We start from the raw sequence: 20,661 nt of genomic DNA, 5'->3' as shown, positions 1-20,661 counted from the left end.
ACACACAGCGCCATGTCGATCGACGTCAACAACGAGTCCGGAACCGAGGTCGACGAGCAGGCGATCCTCGACATCGCCCGCTACGCACTCGCACGGATGCGCATCCACCCCCTCTCCGAGCTCTCGGTGATCGTGGTGGACGCCGACGCCATGGAGCAGCTGCACATCCAGTGGATGGACCTGCCGGGGCCCACGGACGTCATGTCCTTCCCGATGGACGAGCTGCGTCCGCCGTCGAAGGACGACGACGAGCCCCCGCAGGGCCTCCTCGGTGACATCGTGCTGTGTCCCGAGGTCGCCAAGAAGCAGGGCGAGGAGGCCGAGACGCAGCACTCCATGGACGAGGAGCTCCAGCTGCTCACCGTCCACGGCGTGCTGCACCTGCTCGGCTACGACCATGAGGAGCCCGACGAGAAGGCCGAGATGTTCGGTCTGCAGGCGGCCATCGTGGACGGCTGGCGCGCGGAGAAGGGCCTGACCGGTCCGTCCCCGGCCCCGACCGTCTCATGAGCGGTCAGATCGTCGCGGGCGCGGTCGCCCTGGTCGTCGTGGCGTGGCTCGCCGCCTGCGCGGAGGCGGGCCTCGCCCGTGTCTCCAGCTTCCGCGCCGAGGAGGCGGTCCGTTCCGGCCGGCGCGGCAGCGCGAAGCTCGCGCAGGTCGCCGCCGACCCGACCCGCTATCTGAACGTCGCCCTGCTGGTCCGCGTCGCCTGCGAGATGGCGGCCGCGGCCCTGGTGACGTACGCCTGTCTGCAGTCCGTCGACGGCACCACCCGCGCCCTGCTCGCCGCGATCGGCGTGATGGTCCTGGTGTCGTACGTCGCCGTGGGCGTCTCGCCGCGCACCATCGGCCGCCAGCATCCGCTCAACACGGCGACGGCGGCGGCGTACGTCCTGGTGCCCCTCGCGCGGATCATGGGCCCGATCCCCAACCTCCTCATCCTGATCGGTAACGCCCTCACCCCCGGCAAGGGCTTCCGCCGGGGGCCGTTCGCCTCCGAGGCGGAGCTGCGGGCGCTGGTCGACCTCGCGGAGAAGGAGTCGCTGATCGAGGACGAGGAGCGCCGGATGGTGCACTCGGTCTTCGAGCTCGGTGACACGCTCGTCCGGGAGGTCATGGTCCCGCGCACCGACCTCGTGGTCATCGAGCGCTACAAGACGATCCGTCAGGCCCTCACCCTCGCGCTGCGCTCCGGCTTCTCGCGCATACCGGTCACCGGCGAGAGCGAGGACGACATCGTCGGGATCGTGTACCTGAAGGACCTGGTCCGCAAGACGCACATCAGCCGGGACGCGGAGAGCGAGCTGGTGTCGACGGCGATGCGGCCCGCCGCCTTCGTCCCCGACACCAAGAACGCCGGCGATCTGCTGCGCGAGATGCAGCAGGAGCGCAACCACGTCGCCGTCGTCATCGACGAGTACGGCGGCACGGCCGGCATCGTCACCATCGAGGACATCCTCGAGGAGATCGTCGGGGAGATCACCGACGAGTACGACCGCGAACTGCCGCCCGTGGAGGACCTCGGCGAGGACCGCTACCGCGTCACCGCCCGCCTCGACATCACCGACCTCGGCGAGCTGTACGGGCTCGACGAGTACGACGACGAGGACGTGGAGACCGTCGGCGGTCTGCTCGCGAAGGCCCTGGGCCGTGTGCCCATCGCGGGCGCGTCCAGCACGGTCGAGCTTCCGGACGGGCGTGAACTGCGCCTGACCGCCGAGGCCGCCGCCGGCCGCCGGAACAAGATCGTCACGGTGCTGGTGGAGCCGGTGGGGCCGGCCGGTCCGCCCGAGGAGGAGAAGGACGCATGACCCCCGAGGAGCTGCGCGGCTTCTGTCTGTCCTTCAACGCGGCCGTGGAGGACTTCCCGTTCTCGCCGGAGATCTCCGTCTTCAAGGTCCTCGGCAAGATGTTCGCGCTCAGCTGGCTCGACAATCGGCCACTCACGGTGAACCTCAAGTGCGACCCGGAGGACGCGATCCGGCTGCGCACCGACCACCCGGGCCTGATCATCCCCGGCTACCACATGAACAAGCGCCACTGGAACACCGTCACGGTCGACGGCGACCTGCCCGACGGCCTGGTGCGGGAACTCGTCGAGGACTCCTACGACCTGGTCGTGGCCGGTCTGCCGCGTGCCGAGCGGCTCCGCCTCGACCGCCCCTGAGCTGCGCGGCGGCGGTGGTTATGCTCGGCTCATGACCGACAGCAGCGCGCTTGATCCCGAGGACCGCAAGATCGTCACCCTGGCCCGTTCCGCGCGGGCGCGCAACGGTGTGCCCGAGGGGGCGGCCGTACGGGACGAGACCGGGCGGACGTATGTCGCCGGGACCGTCGCGCTCGCCTCGCTGGAGCTGAGCGCGCTGCGCACGGCGGTGGCGATGGCGGTGGCCTCGGGCGCGAAGTCCCTGGAGGCGGCGGTCGTGGTGACCGAGGCCGGGTCCGTGCCCGAGCAGGACCTGGCGGCCGTACGGGATCTCGGCGGGGCGGGGACGCCGGTGCTGCTCGCGGGGCCCGACGGGACGGTGCGCGACACGGTCACCACAGGCTGAAAACCGCCCTTTTCAGAGTGGGCCGGAGTCGGCCGGAAATCCTCCTTGCCGCCTCCGTGTCTCTCGGGCATCAATGGAATCCGTAGTTCCGACGGACCGTCAGATTCCTTACTCCACCCCCCACTCGGCGCCCCGCACCGCGCCTGCCGACGGCCCGTCCGGACCTCTCCCATCCATCCCCACATGGCTTTCCCAGACACGGGAAGGGAGCCGGATTCCCCATGAGAGGCAAACGCACAGGAGCAGGTGCGGCCATGGTGGTGGGGGCCCTCGCGGCCGCCTCGCTGGCGTTCGCGCCCAGTGCCCTCGCCGTCACCCCGCAGACCGCGACGATCAGCGCGGACTGCGGCGCCTTCGGCAGCGGTCAGGCCACGCTCACCGCCACCCAGGACGGCACGGCGGCCACCATCACCGTCACCTCGGCCGTCACCGCCCCGATCGCTCTGTCGCAGGACTCGATCTCCTCGACGCTGACCCTGGTGAACAACACCACGGGCGGCACCAGCACGTTCAGCGGGACCAAGAACCCCGCGATCGCGGCCGGTGACCTCGTCACCGTCGGCCCCCTCGACGGCACCGTCGCCTCCGGTGACAGCCTGGAGGCGTACGGCGGCTCGCTGCAGCTGGTCGTCTTCGGGATCACCGTCACCTGCACGGCGACCGGACCGCAGTCGCCCGGACCGTTCGTGTTCGACTGACCCGAGTCCGGGCAGCTCAGCCGGCGGACCGTCAGTTCCCGGTGGCCACACAGAAACTGACGGTCCATCAGTTCATTTCGGCATCTCCATTGACTTCTCACGCGATCCACACATCAATGCCCCCAGCGAGCACAGAAGAAGAGGGGGCACACCCATGGGTTCGCAGAACCGAAGACGCCGTCTGGCGTCGCTGTTCGGGGCGGCCGCGCTCGCGGTCACCGCGGGCGGCGCCCTGGCCTGTCCGGCCGGCGCCGCCACCAACGTGGACTTCCCCACGCACTGCATCCCGCCCGCCGTCGCCGGCATCCCGCCGATCGACGGCACGACCACGGCGAGCATCTCGGTGGACAACACCGCACCGAAGGTCGGCGACACCGTCACCGTGACCTACACGGTGGTCAAGCCCGCCGCCAGCAACCCCACCGCGATCGCCCTGCCGGCCGACATCATGACGCCCACCGGCAAGATCACCCTCACCGGTGCGCAGACCGGGGACGTCACGGTCGCCGGACCCAAGAAGAACGACCCGGTGCCCGGCAACGGCGCCTTCCCGTCGTTCTCCATGACCGGCACCTTCAAGGTCACCGCGCCGGGAGCGATCAAGCTCTCGCCCGGCGACTACAACATCCACACCAGCTACATCCTGGAGCTGGACACCCCGTGCACGGTGACCAACCCGCCCGCCCCGGTCTCCGAGACCGTCACGGCGACGAACTCCACCCCGGTCAACACCCGTGCCATCACGCTGAACAAGGCGTCCGGCAACCCCGGTGACAGTGTCGGCGTCAGCGGCACCGGCTTCACCGCGGGCGCCACGGTGACCCTGGCCGGACGGTCCGGATCCACCCAGACCGCGGACAAGGCCACCGTCACCGCCGACGCGAGCGGCAAGATCAGCGGCTCCCTCGTCGTCAACGACAAGACGACGACCGGGATCGTGGCGTACGAGGGCAGCGCGTACAGCGACGCCCTGGGCGCCGGGCCGGCCACGTACACGGTCATCGACAACACGCCGATTCCGGCCGGGAGTCAGAAGCTGACGACCACCGTGAACGCGGGCACGCTGTCGATGTCCCAGGCCGGGGACTCCGTAGCACTGTCGGCGGTGGACTTCGGCAAGGGCGGGGCCTCCACGGGCAAGCTGCAGACCGTCACCGTCAAGGACTTCCGCGGCGGTCCGGCCGGCTGGTCGCTCACCGGCAAGGTCACCGACTTCACCGGACCCGGCGCCAAGATCGACGCCGGGAAGCTGAGCTGGACCCCCGCCTGCGCCACCAAGGCGGGCAGCCCCAGCACCTGTCAGGCGGGTTCGGCGGGCACGGTGGGCACCTCGGGCGCGACCCTGGCGTCCACCCCCAACGGCACGCTGACCGGCGGCGAGTTCACCGCGGACGCCCAGCTCTCCCTGGACGTACCGGCGTTCACGCCTCCCGGGTCGTACTCCGGGGTCCTGACCCTGACGCTCAGCTGACCGTACGGGCGTCCGCACCCGCCCGTTGCTCTCCTACCGCCGAAGTCCGTGGGGGTCCGCACCCATGAGAAAGCTCTCCGTCCTCCTGCTCGGTCTGTTCCTCGCCGCTCTCGCCACGCCCGCGCACGCCGCCGACAACGGCAGCTGGTCGGTCTATCCCCTCGCCTCGAAGATCGCCGCGCGGCCCTACTTCTACCTCTCCGCCGATCCCGGTACGACCGTCTCGGACAAGGTCGTCGTCGCCAACAAGACCGCCGGGCCGCTGACCTTCCGCCTCTACGCCGCCGACGCCTACAACACCGCCCGGGACGGCGGGTTCGCGGTGCGCACGGTGCACGAGAGGCAGCGGGGCGTCGGGGCCTGGGCCAGGCCCGCCACGTCCCGGATCACCGTCCCCGCGCACGGCAGGGTCACCGTGCCCTTCACGCTGCGCGTGCCCGAGGGGGCCGAACCCGGCGACCATCCGGGCGCGTTGGTCGCGCTGGACGAGCGGATCGACAAGGGCAGCGGGTCCCTGGCGCTCGGTGTGCAGCGCGCGGTCGCCGCCCGTGTCTACCTGCGCGTCGGCGGACCGACCCTCCCCGCGATCTCCGTCGAGAACGTCCACATCAGCCACAGCCAGCCGCTCGTCCCCGGCTTCGGGACCAGCACGTCGACGATCTCCTACACCCTGCACAACACCGGCAACGTCACGCTCGACCCCAGGGTGGAGCTGCGCGCGAAGGGCCTGTTCGGCCGGACCCTGCTCTCCCGCGACCTGTCCCGCATCCCCTCCGAACTCCTGCCGGGCCAGCGCGTGCACCTCACGGAGCCGTGGCGCGGGGCGCCCCAACTCGACTGGGGCGACATCACGTTGACGGCGAGCGCGCAGGACACCCGGGAGTCGGCGAGCGCGTCCTTCCTCGCGGTGCCATGGATCGCGACGGCGGTGCTGCTGGCGGCGCTGGCCGTGGGCACGGTGCTCTTCGTCAGATCGCGCCGGACGCGGGTGGCCGGTCAGGGCCCGGCGCGTCCCGCGGGATCCCCGGCCACGGCGCGCGACGCCGAGCGGGAGCGGCATCCGTCGAGGAGATGAGCGTTGCGGCGGATGCCCGGGCGGCCTGCTCCCTGTGCGCGCCGGGCGGTGTCCCCCGTCACCGGTGTCTCAGAGCGCGTCCGGGCCGCGCTCTCCCGTCCGTACCCGGACGACCGTCTCGACCGGCAGGGACCAGACCTTGCCGTCGCCGATCTTGCCCGTCTGCGCGGCCTTGACGATCGCGTCGATGACGGCGTCCGCGTCGGTGTCGTCGACGACGACCTCGAGGCGGACCTTGGGCACCAGGTCGACCTGGTACTCGGCGCCGCGGTACACCTCGGTGTGGCCGCGCTGGCGGCCGTAGCCGCTGGCCTCGGTCACGGTCAGACCGTGCACGCCGATCTCCTGCAGGGCCGTCTTCACCTCGTCGAGGCGGTAGGGCTTGACGATCGCGGTGATGAGCTTCATGCCTGGCTCTCGGCCTTCCGGACGGAGGGGACGACGGACGCGCTGACCGGGGCGCCGTGGCCCAGGACGCCGTGATCGTATGCGGTCTCGGCGTGCACCGTAAGGTCCAGGCCGGTGTGCTCGTGCTCCTCGGCCGCCCGGAAGCCCATGGCCTTGTCGAGCAGCTTGCCGATGCCGTACGTCACCGCGAAGGCGTACGCGGCGACGACCACCACCCCGACCGCCTGCTTGCCCAGCTGGGCGAGCCCGCCGCCGTACAGCAGGCCCTCCGTCCCGCCCGTCATCGCCTTCTCGGCGAAGACGCCGATCAGCAGGGTGCCGATCACACCGCCGACCAGGTGGACGCCGACGACGTCCAGCGAGTCGTCGTAGTTCAGCCGGAACTTCCAGCTCACCGCGTACGAGCAGACGACACCGGCGGCGAGGCCGACGACGAGGGCGCCGAGCAGGGAGACCGTGCCGCAGGACGGCGTGATCGCGACCAGGCCCGCGACCGCGCCGGACGCGGCGCCCAGGGTCGTCGGGTGGCCGTCCCGCTTCTGTTCGACGAAGAGCCAGCCGAGCAGACCGGTGCAGCCGGCGGCGAGGGTGTTGAGGAACGCGGCGGCCGCGAGGCCGTTGGCGCCGAGCGCGGAGCCGCCGTTGAAGCCGAACCAGCCGAACCAGAGCAGACCCGCGCCGAGCATCACCATCGGCAGGTTGTGCGGACGCATGGCGTCCTTCTTGAACCCGAGCCGCGGGCCGAGGACCAGCGCGAGGGCGAGACCCGAGGCGCCGGAGGTGATCTCGACGGGCATGCCGCCCGCGAAGTCCAGGGCGCCGAGGCGGTACAGGATCCAGCCGCCCGGGCCCCAGACCCAGTGCGCGACCGGAACGTATACGAGCAGCGTCCACGCCGGCACGAAGACCAGCCACGCCGAGAACTTCGCCCGGTCCGCGATCGCGCCGCTGATCAGGGCCGCCGTGATGATCGCGAAGGTGAGCTGGAAGGTGGCGAACAGGACGGTGGGGACGGAGCCGTGCACGCTGTCGGGGCCCAGGCCCGCCATGCCGGCGTGCTTCAGGCCGCCGACGAGTCCGCCGCCGATGTCGTCGCCGAAGGCGAGCGAGTAGCCGGCGGCCAGCCAGACCACGGTGACCAGGGCGATCGACACGAAGCTCATCATCAGCATGTTGAGGACGCTCTTCGTGCGGACCATGCCGCCGTAGAAGAGGGCCAGGCCCGGGGTCATCAGCAGGACCAGGGCGGTGGCGGCGAGCAGCCAGGCGGTGTCGCCCGTGTTGATCTGCGCGGCGGCGAGGGGCACGTTGGTCTCCATCGAGGTGGGGGCTCGTCAGAGGGTCACCGGCGTGCGTTTCCGGTTGCGTACGGCTGTGTTTCCGTGACGTTTCGTTGCGGCGGGGTTACCGAATCCTCACGGTACGGCGGGGCCCGGGGATCAGGGAGAATGGGCGGCATGAGCGTTCGTACCCAGTCATCCGAAGAGTCGGGCGAGACCGTCCACCGTGCCGGCTTCGCCTGCTTCGTGGGGCGCCCCAACGCGGGCAAGTCCACCCTCACGAACGCTCTGGTCGGGCAGAAGGTGGCGATCACCGCGAACCAGCCGCAGACCACGCGGCACACCGTGCGGGGGATCGTGCACCGGGAGGACGCCCAGCTCATCCTGGTCGACACCCCCGGGCTGCACAAGCCGCGCACGCTGCTGGGGGAGCGGCTCAACGACGTCGTGCGCACGACGTGGGCCGAGGTGGACGTGATCGGTTTCTGCCTGCCGGCGAACGAGAAGATCGGCCCCGGTGACCGGTTCATCGCCAAGGAGCTGGCGGGGATCCGCAAGACGCCCAAGGTGGCGATCGTCACCAAGACCGACCTCGTCGACTCCAAGACCCTCGCCGAGCAGTTGATCGCCATCGACCAGCTGGGCAAGGAACTCGGCTTCGAGTGGGCGGAGATCGTGCCGGTGTCGGCGGTCGGCGACAAGCAGGTGAACCTGCTGGCCGACCTCCTCGTGCCGCTGCTGCCCGAGGGGCCGGCGCTCTACCCCGAGGGCGACCTCACCGACGAGCCCGAGCAGGTCATGATCGCCGAGCTGATCCGCGAGGCGGCGCTGGAGGGTGTCCGCGACGAGCTGCCGCACTCCATCGCCGTCGTCGTCGAGGAGATGCTCCCGCGCGAGGACCGCCCGGCCGACAAGCCCCTCCTGGACATCCACGCCAACCTTTTCATCGAACGCCCCAGCCAGAAGGGCATCATCATCGGCCCCAAGGGCAAGCGCCTGAAGGAGGTCGGCATCAAGTCCCGCAAACAGATCGAGGCACTGCTGGGCACGCCGGTGTTCCTGGACCTCCACGTGAAGGTCGCGAAGGACTGGCAGCGGGACCCGAAGCAGTTGCGCCGCCTGGGGTTCTGACCACGTTCCTCGCCCCCGCCGCCCCTACCCGTCCCCTCCCCAGGGGCTGCCGCCCCTACGACCCCGCTCCCGGGGGCTCCGCCCCCTGGGCCCCCGCCCCAGGGGCTGTCGCCCCTTCGCCCCGCCCCAGGGGCTGTCGCCCCTTCGCCCCGCCCCAGGGGCTCCGCCCCCTGGGCCTCCGCCGCTTGGGCCTCCGCCGCTTGGGCCATGGGAATCCGCCCCGGTGACACCCTGCTCGTGCCGCCCAGGGGCTGCCGCCCCTACGACCCCGCTCCCGGGGGCTCCGCCCCCTGGGCCCCCGCCGCCTGGGCCCCCGCCCCAGGGGCTGCCGCCCCTACGACCCCGCTCCCGGGGGCTCCGCCCCCTGGGCCCCCGCCGCTTGGGCCCCCGCCGCCTGGGCCCCCGCCCAGGGGCTGCCGCCCTTCGCCCCCCGCCCCAGGGGCTCCGCTGGAGCTCGCCGTTCGGTTTTCCGCCGGGGCTCGCCTTTCTGGTCGGGGCGGGGCTTCGGCCCTTGGGCGCCGGGCGGCGCTTCGTCTCCTGGGTCCGTGTCGGGGCCTCGTCTCCTGGGTCTGTGCCGGGGCTTCGGCCTCTGGGCTACCGTCGGGGCTTCGGCCTCTGGGCTACCGTCGGGGCTTCGGCCTCTGGGCTACCGTCGGGGCTTCGGCCTCTGGGCCACCGTCGGGGCTTCGGCCCCTGGGCTACCGTCGGGGCTTGGGCTTCTGGATTCTCTTCCGCGCTCCGACTTCTAACTTCCCGTCGGGGCTCCGCCCCCGGGCATTGACTGCTGGTTTCCCGCCGGGGCTCCGCCTCGGGCTCTCCGCCAGGGCCTCGCCTTCTGGAGTCCCGATCAGCTCGGGCCTCAGGCCACCGCCGGAACTTCCCCCTCTTGCAGCCCCCGCAGCTTCGCCCCCTGTATGTCCCAAGGCTTCGCCCCGGCCCCCGTCGGCGCGAAGGGCCTCGGGCTCAGACGCCCGATGGGTTGGGTCGCGGGGCCATGTCCTGTAGGCCCACCACCCGCAGCAACTGCAGTCGTTCGTGCGACTCCGTGCCCGGGCGGGCCGTGTGGAGGATCAGGTGGTGGTGGCCGGTTTCGGTGAGGAGGATTTCGCAGTCCAGTTCCAGGAGGCCGACCAGGGGGTGGCGGAAGCGCTTCGTGGACTGGCGGCGGACCGCCACCTCGTGGTCGTCCCACAGGCGCGCGAACTCCTCGCTGGAGGCGAGCAGTTCGGCCACCAGCGCGGCCGGTTCCGGGTCGTCGGGGCGGGACGCGGCCACCGCCCGCAGGCTCGCCACATGGCTGCGCGCATGGGCCGGCACGTCCTCCGGTGGGAACAGGTCCCGGGCCGCCGGGTCCAGGAAGAAGCGGCGCAGCATGTTGCGCTCCCGGGGCGGACGAGCCGACGTGTCGCCGCTCAGCGCCCTCGACATCGCGTTCTGCGCCAGCACCTCCCCGCAGTCCGTCGAGACCATCGCCGGGGTGTCGTGCAGGCGGTCGAGGACCAGCAGCAGACCGGGGTTGACGTGCGGGGACGCACCGCCCCGGCGCGGCGGCTCCTCGCCGGCCAGATGGAACAGGTGGTCGCGTTCGTCGTCCGTCAGCCGCAGCGCGCGGGCCAGCGCCGTCAGGATCTGCCGGGACGGCCGCGGCCCCCGGGACTGCTCCAGGCGCGTGTAGTAGTCGGCCGACATCCCGGCCAGCTGCGCCACCTCCTCCCGCCGCAGCCCCGGCGTACGGCGGCGCGGGCCGGCCGCGAGACCCACGTCGGAGGGGTCCAGGCGGGCACGGCCACGGCGCAGGAAGTCCGCGAGTTCGGCTCGGTTCACCCCTCCAGCGTGCGGGAGCCGGCCCGGCTTATCCAGGGACTGCCGGTCCCCTGATCGGAAGGTCTCTCCCGGTGGCCGGCGTCCCGCTGAAGGGTGGGTGGGGACGAGAGGAGCAGAACATGCTGACATTGGTCACGGGTACGACAGGACAGGTCGGACGGCGCTTCGTGCCGAGGCTGCTGGCACAGGCCCGGGCGGGCGAGAACGTGCGGATCCTGGTGCGGGACGCGGCGCGCGCGGAGCCGTTCGCCCGGCTCGGCGCCGAGGTCGTGATCGGAGACATACGGGACACCGAGGACCTCGCCAAGGCGGTCGCCGGAGCCGACGCCGTCGTCAACGTCGCCGCCGCCTTCCGCGGGGTCCCGGACGAGGAGGCGTGGGCCGTCAACCGGGACGCGGCGGTGGAGCTGGGCCGCGCCGCCCAGGCCGCCGGTGTTCGGCGCTTCGTGCAGGTCAGCACCGGGCTGGTGTACGGCGTGGGACGGGGCCGTCCGGTGACCGAGGAGGACGAGAGCCGGCCCGGCGGCGCGATGTGGGGCGCCTACCCCGCCTCGAAGGCGGAGGCCGAAAGGGAACTGCTGGCGATGGAGGGCCTGGACGTACGGATCGCCCGGCTGCCCTTCGTCTACGGCGAGGGCGACCCGCACCTCGCCCAGTCGCTGCGCTGGGCCGGGCAGTGGGCGGCGACCCAGCGCCTGCACATGGGCCACCACGTGGACGTCGCCCAGGGCCTGCTGCGCGTCCTGCACGCCCCCGGCATCACCGGCCGGATCTACAACATCGCCGACGACGCCCCGGTCACGGCCGTCGAACTGCACCAGCTCAACGGTGCCAAGGTGCCCGCCGAACTGCACGAGCGCACCGACCCCGACCCTTGGCTGGTGATCATGTCGACCGACCGCATCCGCCGTGAGCTGGGCTACCGCCCCCGGTACCCGTCGGTCTACGCCGCCCGGGACGCCGGCGCCCTGTAGGTCACTCCACGCCGGGTCACTCCACGCCCCGGATCCGCTGGACCAGCACCGCCCCCGCCAGCCCGATCACCGCCGACACCAGGTACAGCACCCGGTAGCCGCCCAGGTAGGTGACGATCGGCGCGGCGAGGGCGGGTGCCGCGACCTGGGGCAGGGCGTTGGCCACGTTGATCACGCCCAGGTCCTTGCCCCGGTCCAGGGCCTTGGGCAGGACGTCCGTCATCAGCGCGAAGTCGACCGAGGTGAACACGCCGAAGCCGATGCCGAGCACGGCCGCCGCGACGACCGCCCCCGGCCAGGTCTGCCAGCCCGCCAGCGCCCCCGTCGCCACCGCCATCAGCACCCCGGACCAGATCACGAACGGCTTGCGCCGCCCCGTCCGGTCCGACCACACGCCGCCCACCACCACCGTGGCGAGCAGCGTCACGCCGTTCACCGCGGTCAGGAGCAGCACGCCCTGGTCGGGGTCGTGGTAGTGCAGCCGGTCGCGCAGGTAGTAGAGCAGGTACAGCAGCACCAGCGCGTTGCTGAGGTTGATCAGGAAGCGGGTGAGCCAGGCCCACCCCAGGTCGGGATACCGCCGCGGACTCAGCCAGAACCCGGTGAGAAAGCCGCGCCAGGACCACACCGGCCGGTCCGCGGCCCCCAGCCGAAGATCCGGATACCGCAGCACGTACGGCAGCACGCCCAGCACCGTGAACACCGCGCACGCCACATACCCGGCCCCGATCCCGCCGGCCACCGTCGCGAGCCCGGTCCCGCCGACCACGCCCAGGATCTGCGCGGCCCCCAACCAGCCGCCCACGGACCCGCGTTGCAGCCGGGGCACCCGGTCCGGCACCGCGGCCGTCACCGCCGCGAAGGCCGCGTTCAGCGTCAGCTGGACCAGGCACCAGCCGAGCGTCATCGTCGCCATCCCGTCCGCCCCGGCGAGGACCAGCAGCGACAGCGCACCGCCCGCCGCCCCGGCCACGATCCAGGGCGTACGGCGGCCCCAGCGCGCGGTGGTGCGGTCCGAGAGGGCGCCGAAGAGGGGGTTGGCGACCAGCGAGACGACCGCGCCGATCCCGGTCACCCAGGCCAGCATGTTCTCCTTCGACATGCCGGAGCCGGGCGCGAAGTCCTTCGCCTGGGAGGCCAGCAGGATCTGCAGGGGGCCGTACCAGCCCACCCAGATCGCCCCGTTGGCGAGCGAGAGGGAGGCGGTCCAGCCCCGGCCGACCCGCTCGACCGGCTCGGCGAGTGCCTGCGGGGGCCGGGTGGTCGTCATCTCTGCGCCCGCAGCACGTCCCGGAACCAGCCGTACGAGGCCTTCGGCGTCCGCGCCTGCGTCTCGAAGTCCACGTGGACCAGCCCGAAGCGGCGCGCGTACCCCTCCGCCCACTCGAAGTTGTCCATCAGCGACCACACGAAGTACCCGCGCACGTCCACGCCCGCCTCCACCGCCCGGTGCAGGGCGCGCAGATGACCGTCCAGGTAGGCGATCCGGTCCTGGTCGTCGAGGCCCTCGTAACTGCAGCCGTTCTCGGTGATGACGACGGGCGGCAGCCGGTCGCCGTAGCGCTCGCGGAAGCCGGTGAGGAGTTCCGTCAGGCCCTCGGGGACGACGGGCCAGCCGAAGTCGGTCACCGGGACGCCCTCGATCTCCCGCACGGAGAAGGGCAGTTCGGCCGGGATGGTGAGGCCGCCGAACTCGATGTCCGTGCCCTGCGGGGCGCCCACGCGGGTCGGCGCGTAGTAGTTGATCCCGTACCAGTCGATCGGCTCGGCGATGACCTTCAGATCGGCCTCGACATCCCCCGGCATCAACTCGCCGATGCCGTCCGGGTACTGGCCCAGGAGCAGGGGGTCGGAGAACAGCCGGTTGAGCAGCAGGTCGTAGAAGTCGGCCGCGTCGACGTCGGCCTGTTCCGAGGACGCCGGCCAGGTCGGACCGTGCGAGTTGGCGATCCCGATGTCCGTGGCACCGGCCGCGCGCAGGGCCCGTACGGCCAGACCGTGGGCCAGCAGCTGGTGGTGGGCGACCGGAAGCGCGTCGAACATCAGCTGCTTGCCGGGCGCGTGGGCGCCCAGCGCGTGCCCCAGCAGGGTCTGTTCGGCGGGCTCGTTGAGGGTGATCCACTTCCGCACCCGGTCGCCCAGCCGCTCGGCGACCACCGACACGTACTCCGCGAACCGCGAGGCCGTGTCGCGCTCCAGCCAGTCCAGGGCGACGGGCAGGTCCCAGTGGAAGAGGGTGGGGACGGGGCGGACGCCCGCGGCCAGCAGCTCGTCGACGAGACGGTCGTAGAAGTCCAGGCCGCCCGGGAAGTTCACCCGCGGCCAGGAGATCGAGAAGCGGTACGCGTCCACGCCGAGGCCGGCCAGGAGGGCCACGTCCTCGCGGTAGCGGTGGTAGTGGTCGCAGGCCACCGCCGCCGTGGAACCGTCCTTCACCCGTCCCGGCTCGGCCGTGAAGGCGTCCCAGACCGAGGGCTCGCGCTCGTCGACGGCGCCCTCGATCTGGTGGGCCGAGGTCGACACGCCCCAGAGGAAACCGGCCGGGAAGCGGGGTATCGGATTGCCTGCATCAGTCGCCATGGGCGGGATCATCCTTACCGCCGGTAACGGAAGTCAACGCCCTGGCGTGAACCCGTGGTTACGCACCTTCCTTCAGTACCCGGGAGATCAGCTGCCGCTGCTCCTCGGTGAGCCGGGGATCGGCGGCGTACACCGTTCTGCCGTCGACCGTGATCTCGTAGCTGAACCCGTCGGGCACGCCCGCCGGCGGCGTGGCCCGGCCGGCGGCCACCGCCTTCTCGGCCAGGGCCTGCCACTCGTGCGCGTCGGGCCGCCCCGAGGTGTCCACCTCGGCGCGGCGCTCGATGCCCGCGAATCCACCCGTGCGCCTCACTCGAATACGCATGGGTCCGTGTCTAGTACGGAACTACGACGTGCGCACCCCGACCTGCTCCCAGGCCTTCAGAACGGCCTGAAGCTCCTCGCCGTCGCTGTATCGGGCCTTGGCCGCCGCGACCGTCAGCTTGGCGAAGTCCGCGAACAGGGCGTCCTTCTTCAGCTCGCCGCCGGTCAGGACGTCGTACCAGATCTGGCCGGCCTTCTCCCAGGCGTGGCCGCCGAGTGCGTTCGCCGCCAGGTAGAAGGCGTGGTTGGGGATGCCGGAGTTGATGTGGACGCCGCCGTTGTCACGGCCGGTGCGGACGAAGTCGTCCATGGTCGCGGGCTGCGGGTCCTTGCCGAGGACGTCGTCGTCGTACGCCGTGCCCGGCTCCTTCATGGAACGCAGCGCCTTGCCCGTCACCCGGGGCGCGAGCAGGCCGGCGCCGATCAGCCAGTCGGCCTCGGCGGCGGTCTGGCCGAGCGTGTACTGCTTGATGAGGGAGCCGAAGACGTCGGACAGGGACTCGTTGAGGGCGCCGGGCTGGCCGAAGTAGGTCAGGTTGGCCGTGTACTGGGTGACGCCGTGGGTGAGTTCGTGGCCGATGACGTCGATCGGGATGGTGAAGTCGAGGAAGATCTCGCCGTCACCGTCGCCGAACACCATCTGCTCGCCGTTCCAGAAGGCGTTGTTGTAGTCCTTGTCGTAGTGCACGCTCGCGTCGAGCGGGAGCCCGTTGCCGTCGATCGAGTCGCGCTCGTAGGCCTTCAGATACAGCTCGAAGGTGGCGCCGAGACCGGCGTAGGCGCGGTTGGCGGTGGCGTCCTTGCCGGGGTCGTCGCCCTCGCCGCGGACCTTGTGGCCGGGCAGGTCGGTGCCGTGGCGGGCGTCGTAGATGGTGCGGTGGGGTTGCTCGGCGGCCGCTCCCGTGGGCGGGGCGACGGCAGGGGCGCCGATGACGGTGGTCAGACGGCGGTGGGTGCGCTCGAAGGCGTCGCGCTCGAGGGTCTTGCGAGCGGCGTTGGCGAGCGCCGGGTCCTCGTGCTGGGCCAGCTTGTCGAGGATGTGTGGCGGTACGACGGTGCAGAAGACGGGCTCTGAGCCCCCGTTGGTCTTCGTCATGCCCGGCACGATGGCACTGCGTTAGCTGTATGTCACTAGGTGCCACCATGATTGGTGAAATGTAGGGATGCGTTCGCCGTGGGTGGTTGCTCTGTGTTATGCGGTGCGGGTTGAGTGTGGTTTCTCGCGCCCACGCGGCGGAGCCGCACATCGACACAGCCCCGCGCCCCTTAAAAGCGTCACGGTCCCGCATGCTGATACGGGGCCGCCGATGGGCATCGGCTCGGCTACAGTGGCTCGCATCATGCGTTTCGGGCTGCTTCTTCTTAGCTGCCGCGGCGAGGGCCTGTAGGACAGGTCGACTCCCTCCCCGCGGAGCTTCGCGTTGCGTCGTCGGCCGTCCTTCCGGACACCAAGAGGAGCCCCGCAATCATGGCGAACCGCCAGCAGCCCAGCAGCATGCCGATCCACAAGTACGGGAAGTACGAGCAGGTCGACATCCCCGACCGCACCTGGCCCGAGAAGCGGATCACCCAGGCACCCCGCTGGCTCTCCACCGACCTGCGTGACGGCAACCAGTCCCTGATCGACCCGATGTCGCCCGAGCGCAAGCGCCGGATGTTCGACCAGCTGGTGAAGATGGGCTACAAGGAGATCGAGGTCGGCTTCCCGGCGTCGGGACAGACGGACTTCGATTTCGTACGGTCGATCATCGAGGAGCCCGGGGTCATTCCCGACGACGTCACCATCTCCGTACTGACCCAGGCCCGTGAGGACCTGATCGAGCGGACCGTGGAGTCGCTGAAGGGCGCCAAGCGGGCCAACGTCCACCTGTACAACGCCACCGCGCCCGTCTTCCGCCGGGTCGTCTTCCGGGGCTCCAGGGACGACATCAAGCAGATCGCCGTCGACGGCACGCGGCTGGTGATGGAGTACGCGGAGAAGCTGCTGGGCCCGGAGACCGAGTTCGGCTACCAGTACAGCCCGGAGATCTTCACCGACACCGAGCTGGACTTCGCGCTGGAGGTCTGCGAGGCGGTCATGGACGTCTGGCAGCCCGGCCCGGACCGCGAGATCATCCTGAACCTGCCGGCGACGGTCGAGCGCTCCACGCCCTCCACCCACGCCGACCGCTTCGAGTGGATGGGCCGCAACCTGTCCCGCCGTGAGCACGTCTGCCTGTCCATCCACCCGCACAACGACCGGGGTACGGCCGTCGCCGCCGCCGAGCTGGCGCTGATGGCGGGCGCCGACCGCGTCGAGGGCTGTCTGTTCGGGCAGGGCGAGCGCACCGGCAACGTCGACCTGGTCACCCTGGGCATGAACCTGTTCTCCCAGGGCGTCGACCCGCAGATCGACTTCTCCGACATCGACGAGATCCGTCGTACGTGGGAGTACTGCAACCAGATGGAGGTCCACCCGCGCCACCCGTACGTGGGCGACCTGGTCTACACGTCCTTCTCCGGCTCCCACCAGGACGCCATCAAGAAGGGCTTCGACGCGATGGAGGCCGACGCGGCCGCCAAGGGCGTGACGGTCGACGACATCGAGTGGGCGGTGCCCTACCTGCCGATCGACCCGAAGGACGTCGGCCGCTCCTACGAGGCCGTGATCCGCGTCAACTCGCAGTCCGGCAAGGGCGGTATCGCGTACGTCCTGAAGAACGACCACAAACTGGACCTGCCCCGCCGGATGCAGATCGAGTTCTCGAAGATCATCCAGGCGAAGACGGACGCCGAGGGCGGCGAGGTCACCGGCTCCGACATCTGGGCGGTCTTCCAGGACGAGTACCTGCCGAACCCCGAGAACCCGTGGGGCCGTATCCAGGTCAGGAACGGCCAGTCGACGACCGACACGGACGGGGTGGACACGCTCAGGGTCGAGGCGACGGTGGACGGCGAGGACACCGTTCTGACCGGTACCGGCAACGGCCCGATCTCCGCCTTCTTCGACGCCCTGCAGAAGATCGGCGTCGACGCCCGGCTGCTGGACTACCAGGAGCACACGATGAGCGAGGGTGCCTCCGCGCAGGCCGCCTCCTACATCGAGTGCGCGATCGACGACAAGGTTCTGTGGGGAATCGGCATCGACGCGAACACGACGCGTGCCTCCCTGAAGGCGGTCGTCTCGGCGGTCAACCGCGCGGCCCGCTGACGCCTCTGACGTGCTGGTTCGGGGTCCTGATCGTCGTATACGACGATCAGGACCCCGTCCCTTTTCGGCCACCTGTTCGTGGAGGTCACGGAAAGGTCTCTTCCGGGGTACTGACTGCGCCTCCCCGATGTGGCTAACATCACGACACCGCTGCGATGTTGCCGCGGTGTTAAGGAGGTGCGACGTGCTGCCAGTACGGGGACGAAACGGCCGAGCCGCCAGGCCTGCGCGCCTCCTGGGAACCCGCACCGCGTGGACGCCCGTCGGGGACGGCGAGTTCTTCTGCCCGGGCTGCGGAGGCGACCGCAACTACCAGCGGCTGACCGGCCGCCGCCGCTTCACCCTCCTCGGCGTCCCGGTCCTGCCGCGCGGCGAGACCGGTCCGGTCGTCGAGTGCGCGGCCTGCGGCCGCCACTTCGGCACGGACGCCCTGGACCACCCCACCACCACCCGCTTCTCCGCGATGCTCCGCGACGCCGTGCACACCGTCGCCCTCGCGCTCCTCGCGGCGGGCGGCACCTGCTCGCGTGCGACGCTGGAGACGGCCGCGGCCGCCGTCCGCGCCGCCGGCTTCGAGGACTGCACGGAGGAGCAGCTCAGCGCCCTGGTCGACGCCCTGGCCGCGGACACCGGCCGGGTCTACGGCGAGCCGGGCGGCGCGGGCCTGGCCATAGAGCTGCACGAGGCCCTCGATCCCCTCGCCCCGCACCTCGCCCCCGTGGGCCGCGAGTCGATCCTCCTCCAGGCGGCCCGCATCGCCCTCGCCGACGGCCCCTACACGCCCGCGGAGCGGGACGTCCTGACCACGGTGGGCGCGGCCCTGACCATCTGCTCGGACGACGTCAAGCGGCTGCTGGCGGCGGCACGGACGCCGTCCTGATACTCCCGCGGGAGTAACGCCGTACGGCAGCCTCCCCTCGCAGTAGCCCCGAACTCGATCCCACGCCCGACGAACGCATCCCTGCGCGCCGGAAGTCTGGAAGCGAACCAGACACCCGAGCGGAGGGAGGCCCGTCCATGGGGGCCGGTAGGACAGATGCGGGACGTCGGCGGGCCGTGCCCTGGGTGGTGGTCGGGCTGTGGGTGGCCGCGCTGGTGCTGGTGGGGCCGTTCGCCGGGAAGTTCTCCGGGATCCAGCAGAACCGGTCCGTGGACTATCTGCCCGACGGCGCGGACTCGACCCGGGTCGCCCGCATCCAGGACCGGCTGCCCGGCGGGGAGGCCACCGACCTGCTGGTCGTCTACCACCGGGCGGGCGGGCTCACCGCCGCCGACAAGGAGCGGGCGGGCGAGCAGGTCGCCCGGATCGAGGGCGCGTACCCGCTCACCGGCACGCCGCGGGCCGTCCCCTCCCGGGACGGCACCACCCTGATGTACCCCGTCTCCAGCACCCGGCCCGGCCAGGACGACAAGGCGCGGGACGCCTTCGTCGACGGGGTCCGGGTCATCGCGGACGGCGGCGACGGGCTGAGCGTGCGGGTCGGCGGGCCCGGCGCGCTCAACACCGACATGGGCAAGGTCTTCGGCAGCATCGACGGCACGCTGCTGTACGCCACGCTCGGCGTCGTCACCGTCCTGCTCGTGCTCATCTACCGCAGCCCTTTCCTCTGGCTCGTCCCGCTCGCCACCGCCGGGGTCGCCGCCGGTCTGGCGATGGCCGCCGGATACGCGCTGCACGAGGCCTTCGGCGTCACCGTCACCGGCCAGAGCGGCGGTGTGATGACCGTGCTCGTCCTGGGCGCCGGCACCGACTACGCGCTGCTGCTCATCTCCCGTTACCGCGAGGAGCTACGGCGGCACGAGCGGCCGTACGACGCCATGCGGGCCGCGCTGAAGGGCTGCGGCCCGGCGATCCTCGCGTCCTCGGCGACGGTCGCGGCCGGGCTGCTGTGCCTGCTCGCCGCCGATCTCAACAGCAGCAGCGGGATGGGGCCGGTCGGGACGGTCGGTGTGCTGGCCGCGCTGCTCGCCATGACGACCCTGCTGCCCGCCGTGCTGGTGCTGCTGGGGCGGCGGGTCTTCTGGCCGATGATCCCCGCCCTCGGGAGCGAGCCGAGGGTGCGGCGGTCGCTGTTCGCCGCGATGGGGACGTCCGCCACGCGCCGGCCCGTCGCGGTGCTGGCCGGCGGGGCCGTGCTGCTCGGGGCGCTGGCGCTCGGTGTCCTGCACCTGCCCGGTTCGCTCAGGCAGGAGGACTCCTTCACCAAGAAGCCCGAGTCGATCGTCGCCGCGCGGACGCTGGCGCACGCCTACCCGGGGCACAGCAGCCAGCCCGTCACGGTCATCGCGCCGACCGGGAGGGCCGACGCCGTACTGGCCGCGGCCCGGGCGACGGACGGGGTCGCGCAGGCGACGGCCGGGCGGAGCGGCGGCGGCTGGACCGAGGTGCGGGTCTTTCCCACCGCCGCCCCCGAGAGCCCGGGCGAGACACGGACCATCGAGGTCCTGCGCGCCGGGCTCGACGACCGCTACGGCACCTACGTCGGCGGGCCCAGCGCCCAGCAGCTCGACCTCGCCGACAGCCAGGCCCGGGACCGTGAGGTCGTCGTGCCGCTGGTGCTGGCCGCCGTGTTCGTGATCCTGGTGGGTCTGCTGCGCAGCCTCGTCGCGCCGCTGATGCTGCTCGTCGCGGTCGTCGCGGTGTGGGGCGCGGCGCTCGGGATCGGGGGGCTGGTGTTCGGGCCGGTGCTGGGCTTCCACGGCACGGACTCGGGCCTCGGGCTGCTGTCCTTCGTGTTCCTCGTGGCCCTGGGCGTCGACTACGGCATCTTCCTCATGCACCGGATGCGCGAGGAGTCCCTCGCCGGCGCCGAACCGCGGACGGCCGCGCTGACCGCGCTGCGCACCACCGGCGGGGTCATCGCCTCCGCCGGTGTCGTCCTCGCCGCGACCTTCGCCGTGCTGACCACGCTGCCTCTGGTGCCCCTGGTCGAGCTGGGGTTCGTGATCGCGGTCGGGGTGCTCCTCGACACCTTCCTGGTGCGGACGTACCTGGTGACGACGGCGAGCATGCTGCTCGGGCGGCGGGTGTGGTGGCCGGGGCGGCTGTCGCGGGAGCCGGAGCCCGTGCGGCCGCAGCGCCGGCGGGAACCCGTGTGAAGCTGAACCCCGTGGAGCAGACGCAGACGAGAGCGGCCCTGCCGCGGCGGGCCGA

The 20,661-nt window shown here is 71.5% G+C and carries 19 protein-coding genes; 12 read left to right on the top strand and 7 right to left on the bottom strand.

The genetic code is table 11. The annotated features are described in order from the left end of the window. The first annotated feature begins 12 nt into the window (after positions 1-12). From ybeY to ACWCQ1_RS18920, 7 genes are all read left to right on the top strand, one after another. Positions 13-510, top strand: a complete 498-nt coding sequence (gene ybeY, locus ACWCQ1_RS18950; RefSeq protein ID WP_133041065.1) for an rRNA maturation RNase YbeY — start codon at positions 13-15, stop codon at positions 508-510. Next, positions 507-1,811, top strand: coding sequence for a hemolysin family protein (locus ACWCQ1_RS18945; RefSeq protein ID WP_133041066.1), 1,305 nt, complete (start codon positions 507-509; stop codon positions 1,809-1,811). Before ybeY ends, ACWCQ1_RS18945 begins: the two co-directional genes overlap by 4 nt. Beyond that, the gene (locus ACWCQ1_RS18940) at positions 1,808-2,167 is read left to right on the top strand and encodes an MmcQ/YjbR family DNA-binding protein (RefSeq protein WP_358593402.1); all 360 of its coding nucleotides are present in this window, start codon (positions 1,808-1,810) and stop codon (positions 2,165-2,167) included. Before ACWCQ1_RS18945 ends, ACWCQ1_RS18940 begins: the two co-directional genes overlap by 4 nt. Positions 2,168-2,198: 31 nt before the next feature. Continuing rightward, complete coding sequence (locus ACWCQ1_RS18935) at positions 2,199-2,552, top strand: cytidine deaminase (protein WP_358593403.1); 354 nt, start codon at positions 2,199-2,201, stop codon at positions 2,550-2,552. Between the two features lie 221 nt (positions 2,553-2,773). Next, on the top strand, positions 2,774-3,250 hold the full coding sequence (locus ACWCQ1_RS18930) for a hypothetical protein (RefSeq protein ID WP_451026950.1): 477 nt from the start codon (positions 2,774-2,776) through the stop codon (positions 3,248-3,250). A gap of 154 nt (positions 3,251-3,404) precedes the next feature. Next, positions 3,405-4,721 carry a WxL domain-containing protein gene (locus ACWCQ1_RS18925; protein WP_133041070.1) on the top strand — a complete coding sequence of 439 codons (1,317 nt, stop codon included), beginning with the start codon at positions 3,405-3,407 and terminating at the stop codon, positions 4,719-4,721. A gap of 64 nt (positions 4,722-4,785) precedes the next feature. Further along, on the top strand, positions 4,786-5,796 hold the full coding sequence (locus ACWCQ1_RS18920) for a WxL protein peptidoglycan domain-containing protein (protein WP_451026949.1): 1,011 nt from the start codon (positions 4,786-4,788) through the stop codon (positions 5,794-5,796). Positions 5,797-5,865: 69 nt separating this feature from the next. Here the strand turns inward: ACWCQ1_RS18920 and ACWCQ1_RS18915 are convergent, their stop codons facing one another. Together ACWCQ1_RS18915 and ACWCQ1_RS18910 are read right to left on the bottom strand one after the other, a co-directional pair. After that, on the bottom strand, positions 5,866-6,204 hold the full coding sequence (locus ACWCQ1_RS18915; RefSeq protein WP_451026948.1) for a P-II family nitrogen regulator: 339 nt from the start codon (positions 6,202-6,204) through the stop codon (positions 5,866-5,868). Beyond that, positions 6,201-7,523 carry an ammonium transporter gene (locus ACWCQ1_RS18910; RefSeq protein WP_451026947.1) on the bottom strand — a complete coding sequence of 441 codons (1,323 nt, stop codon included), beginning with the start codon at positions 7,521-7,523 and terminating at the stop codon, positions 6,201-6,203. The genes ACWCQ1_RS18915 and ACWCQ1_RS18910 overlap by 4 nt, the downstream gene beginning before the upstream one ends. Before the next feature lie 138 nt (positions 7,524-7,661). Between ACWCQ1_RS18910 and era the strand changes: the two genes are divergently transcribed. Then, entirely contained in the window at positions 7,662-8,615 is a 954-nt protein-coding gene (gene era, locus ACWCQ1_RS18905; protein ID WP_133041073.1) for a GTPase Era, read from the top strand. Between the two features lie 963 nt (positions 8,616-9,578). Here era and ACWCQ1_RS18900 read toward each other — a convergent pair. Then, complete coding sequence (locus tag ACWCQ1_RS18900; protein ID WP_133041074.1) at positions 9,579-10,439, bottom strand: helix-turn-helix transcriptional regulator; 861 nt, start codon at positions 10,437-10,439, stop codon at positions 9,579-9,581. Positions 10,440-10,558: 119 nt separating this feature from the next. Between ACWCQ1_RS18900 and ACWCQ1_RS18895 the strand changes: the two genes are divergently transcribed. Further along, positions 10,559-11,413 (top strand): NAD-dependent epimerase/dehydratase family protein, encoded by an 855-nt coding sequence (locus ACWCQ1_RS18895; RefSeq protein WP_451026946.1) that lies wholly within the window; start codon positions 10,559-10,561, stop codon positions 11,411-11,413. A 16-nt stretch (positions 11,414-11,429) separates the two neighbouring features. On the opposite strand, the gene ACWCQ1_RS18890 is transcribed toward ACWCQ1_RS18895, so the two are convergent. Genes ACWCQ1_RS18890 through ACWCQ1_RS18875 form a run of 4 tightly spaced genes read right to left on the bottom strand, consistent with a single transcriptional unit; the run spans position 11,430 to position 15,413 of the window. Then, positions 11,430-12,683: an MFS transporter gene (locus tag ACWCQ1_RS18890; protein ID WP_451026945.1), complete on the bottom strand. Its 1,254-nt coding sequence runs from the start codon at positions 12,681-12,683 to the stop codon at positions 11,430-11,432. Then, positions 12,680-14,005 (bottom strand): GH1 family beta-glucosidase, encoded by a 1,326-nt coding sequence (locus ACWCQ1_RS18885; RefSeq protein ID WP_451026944.1) that lies wholly within the window; start codon positions 14,003-14,005, stop codon positions 12,680-12,682. Before ACWCQ1_RS18885 ends, ACWCQ1_RS18890 begins: the two co-directional genes overlap by 4 nt. A gap of 46 nt (positions 14,006-14,051) precedes the next feature. Then, positions 14,052-14,318, bottom strand: coding sequence for a protealysin inhibitor emfourin (locus ACWCQ1_RS18880; RefSeq protein WP_133041078.1), 267 nt, complete (start codon positions 14,316-14,318; stop codon positions 14,052-14,054). Between the two features lie 21 nt (positions 14,319-14,339). Beyond that, entirely contained in the window at positions 14,340-15,413 is a 1,074-nt protein-coding gene (locus ACWCQ1_RS18875; RefSeq protein WP_133041079.1) for a M4 family metallopeptidase, read from the bottom strand. Positions 15,414-15,785: 372 nt separating this feature from the next. Here ACWCQ1_RS18875 and leuA point away from each other — a divergent pair, with 372 nt between their 5' ends. From leuA to ACWCQ1_RS18860, 3 genes are all read left to right on the top strand, one after another. After that, the gene (gene leuA, locus ACWCQ1_RS18870; RefSeq protein WP_451026943.1) at positions 15,786-17,507 is read left to right on the top strand and encodes a 2-isopropylmalate synthase; all 1,722 of its coding nucleotides are present in this window, start codon (positions 15,786-15,788) and stop codon (positions 17,505-17,507) included. 184 nt (positions 17,508-17,691) lie between these two features. Further along, positions 17,692-18,387: a TerB family tellurite resistance protein gene (locus ACWCQ1_RS18865; protein WP_133041081.1), complete on the top strand. Its 696-nt coding sequence runs from the start codon at positions 17,692-17,694 to the stop codon at positions 18,385-18,387. Between the two features lie 137 nt (positions 18,388-18,524). After that, positions 18,525-20,606 carry an MMPL family transporter gene (locus ACWCQ1_RS18860; protein WP_358593409.1) on the top strand — a complete coding sequence of 694 codons (2,082 nt, stop codon included), beginning with the start codon at positions 18,525-18,527 and terminating at the stop codon, positions 20,604-20,606. The last annotated feature ends 55 nt before the right edge of the window (positions 20,607-20,661 follow it).

This window comes from Streptomyces sp. NPDC002144 (assembly GCF_053593695.1).
The sequence above is the reverse complement of the archived record's forward strand: the minus strand, read 5'-3'. Positions and strand labels throughout refer to the sequence as shown.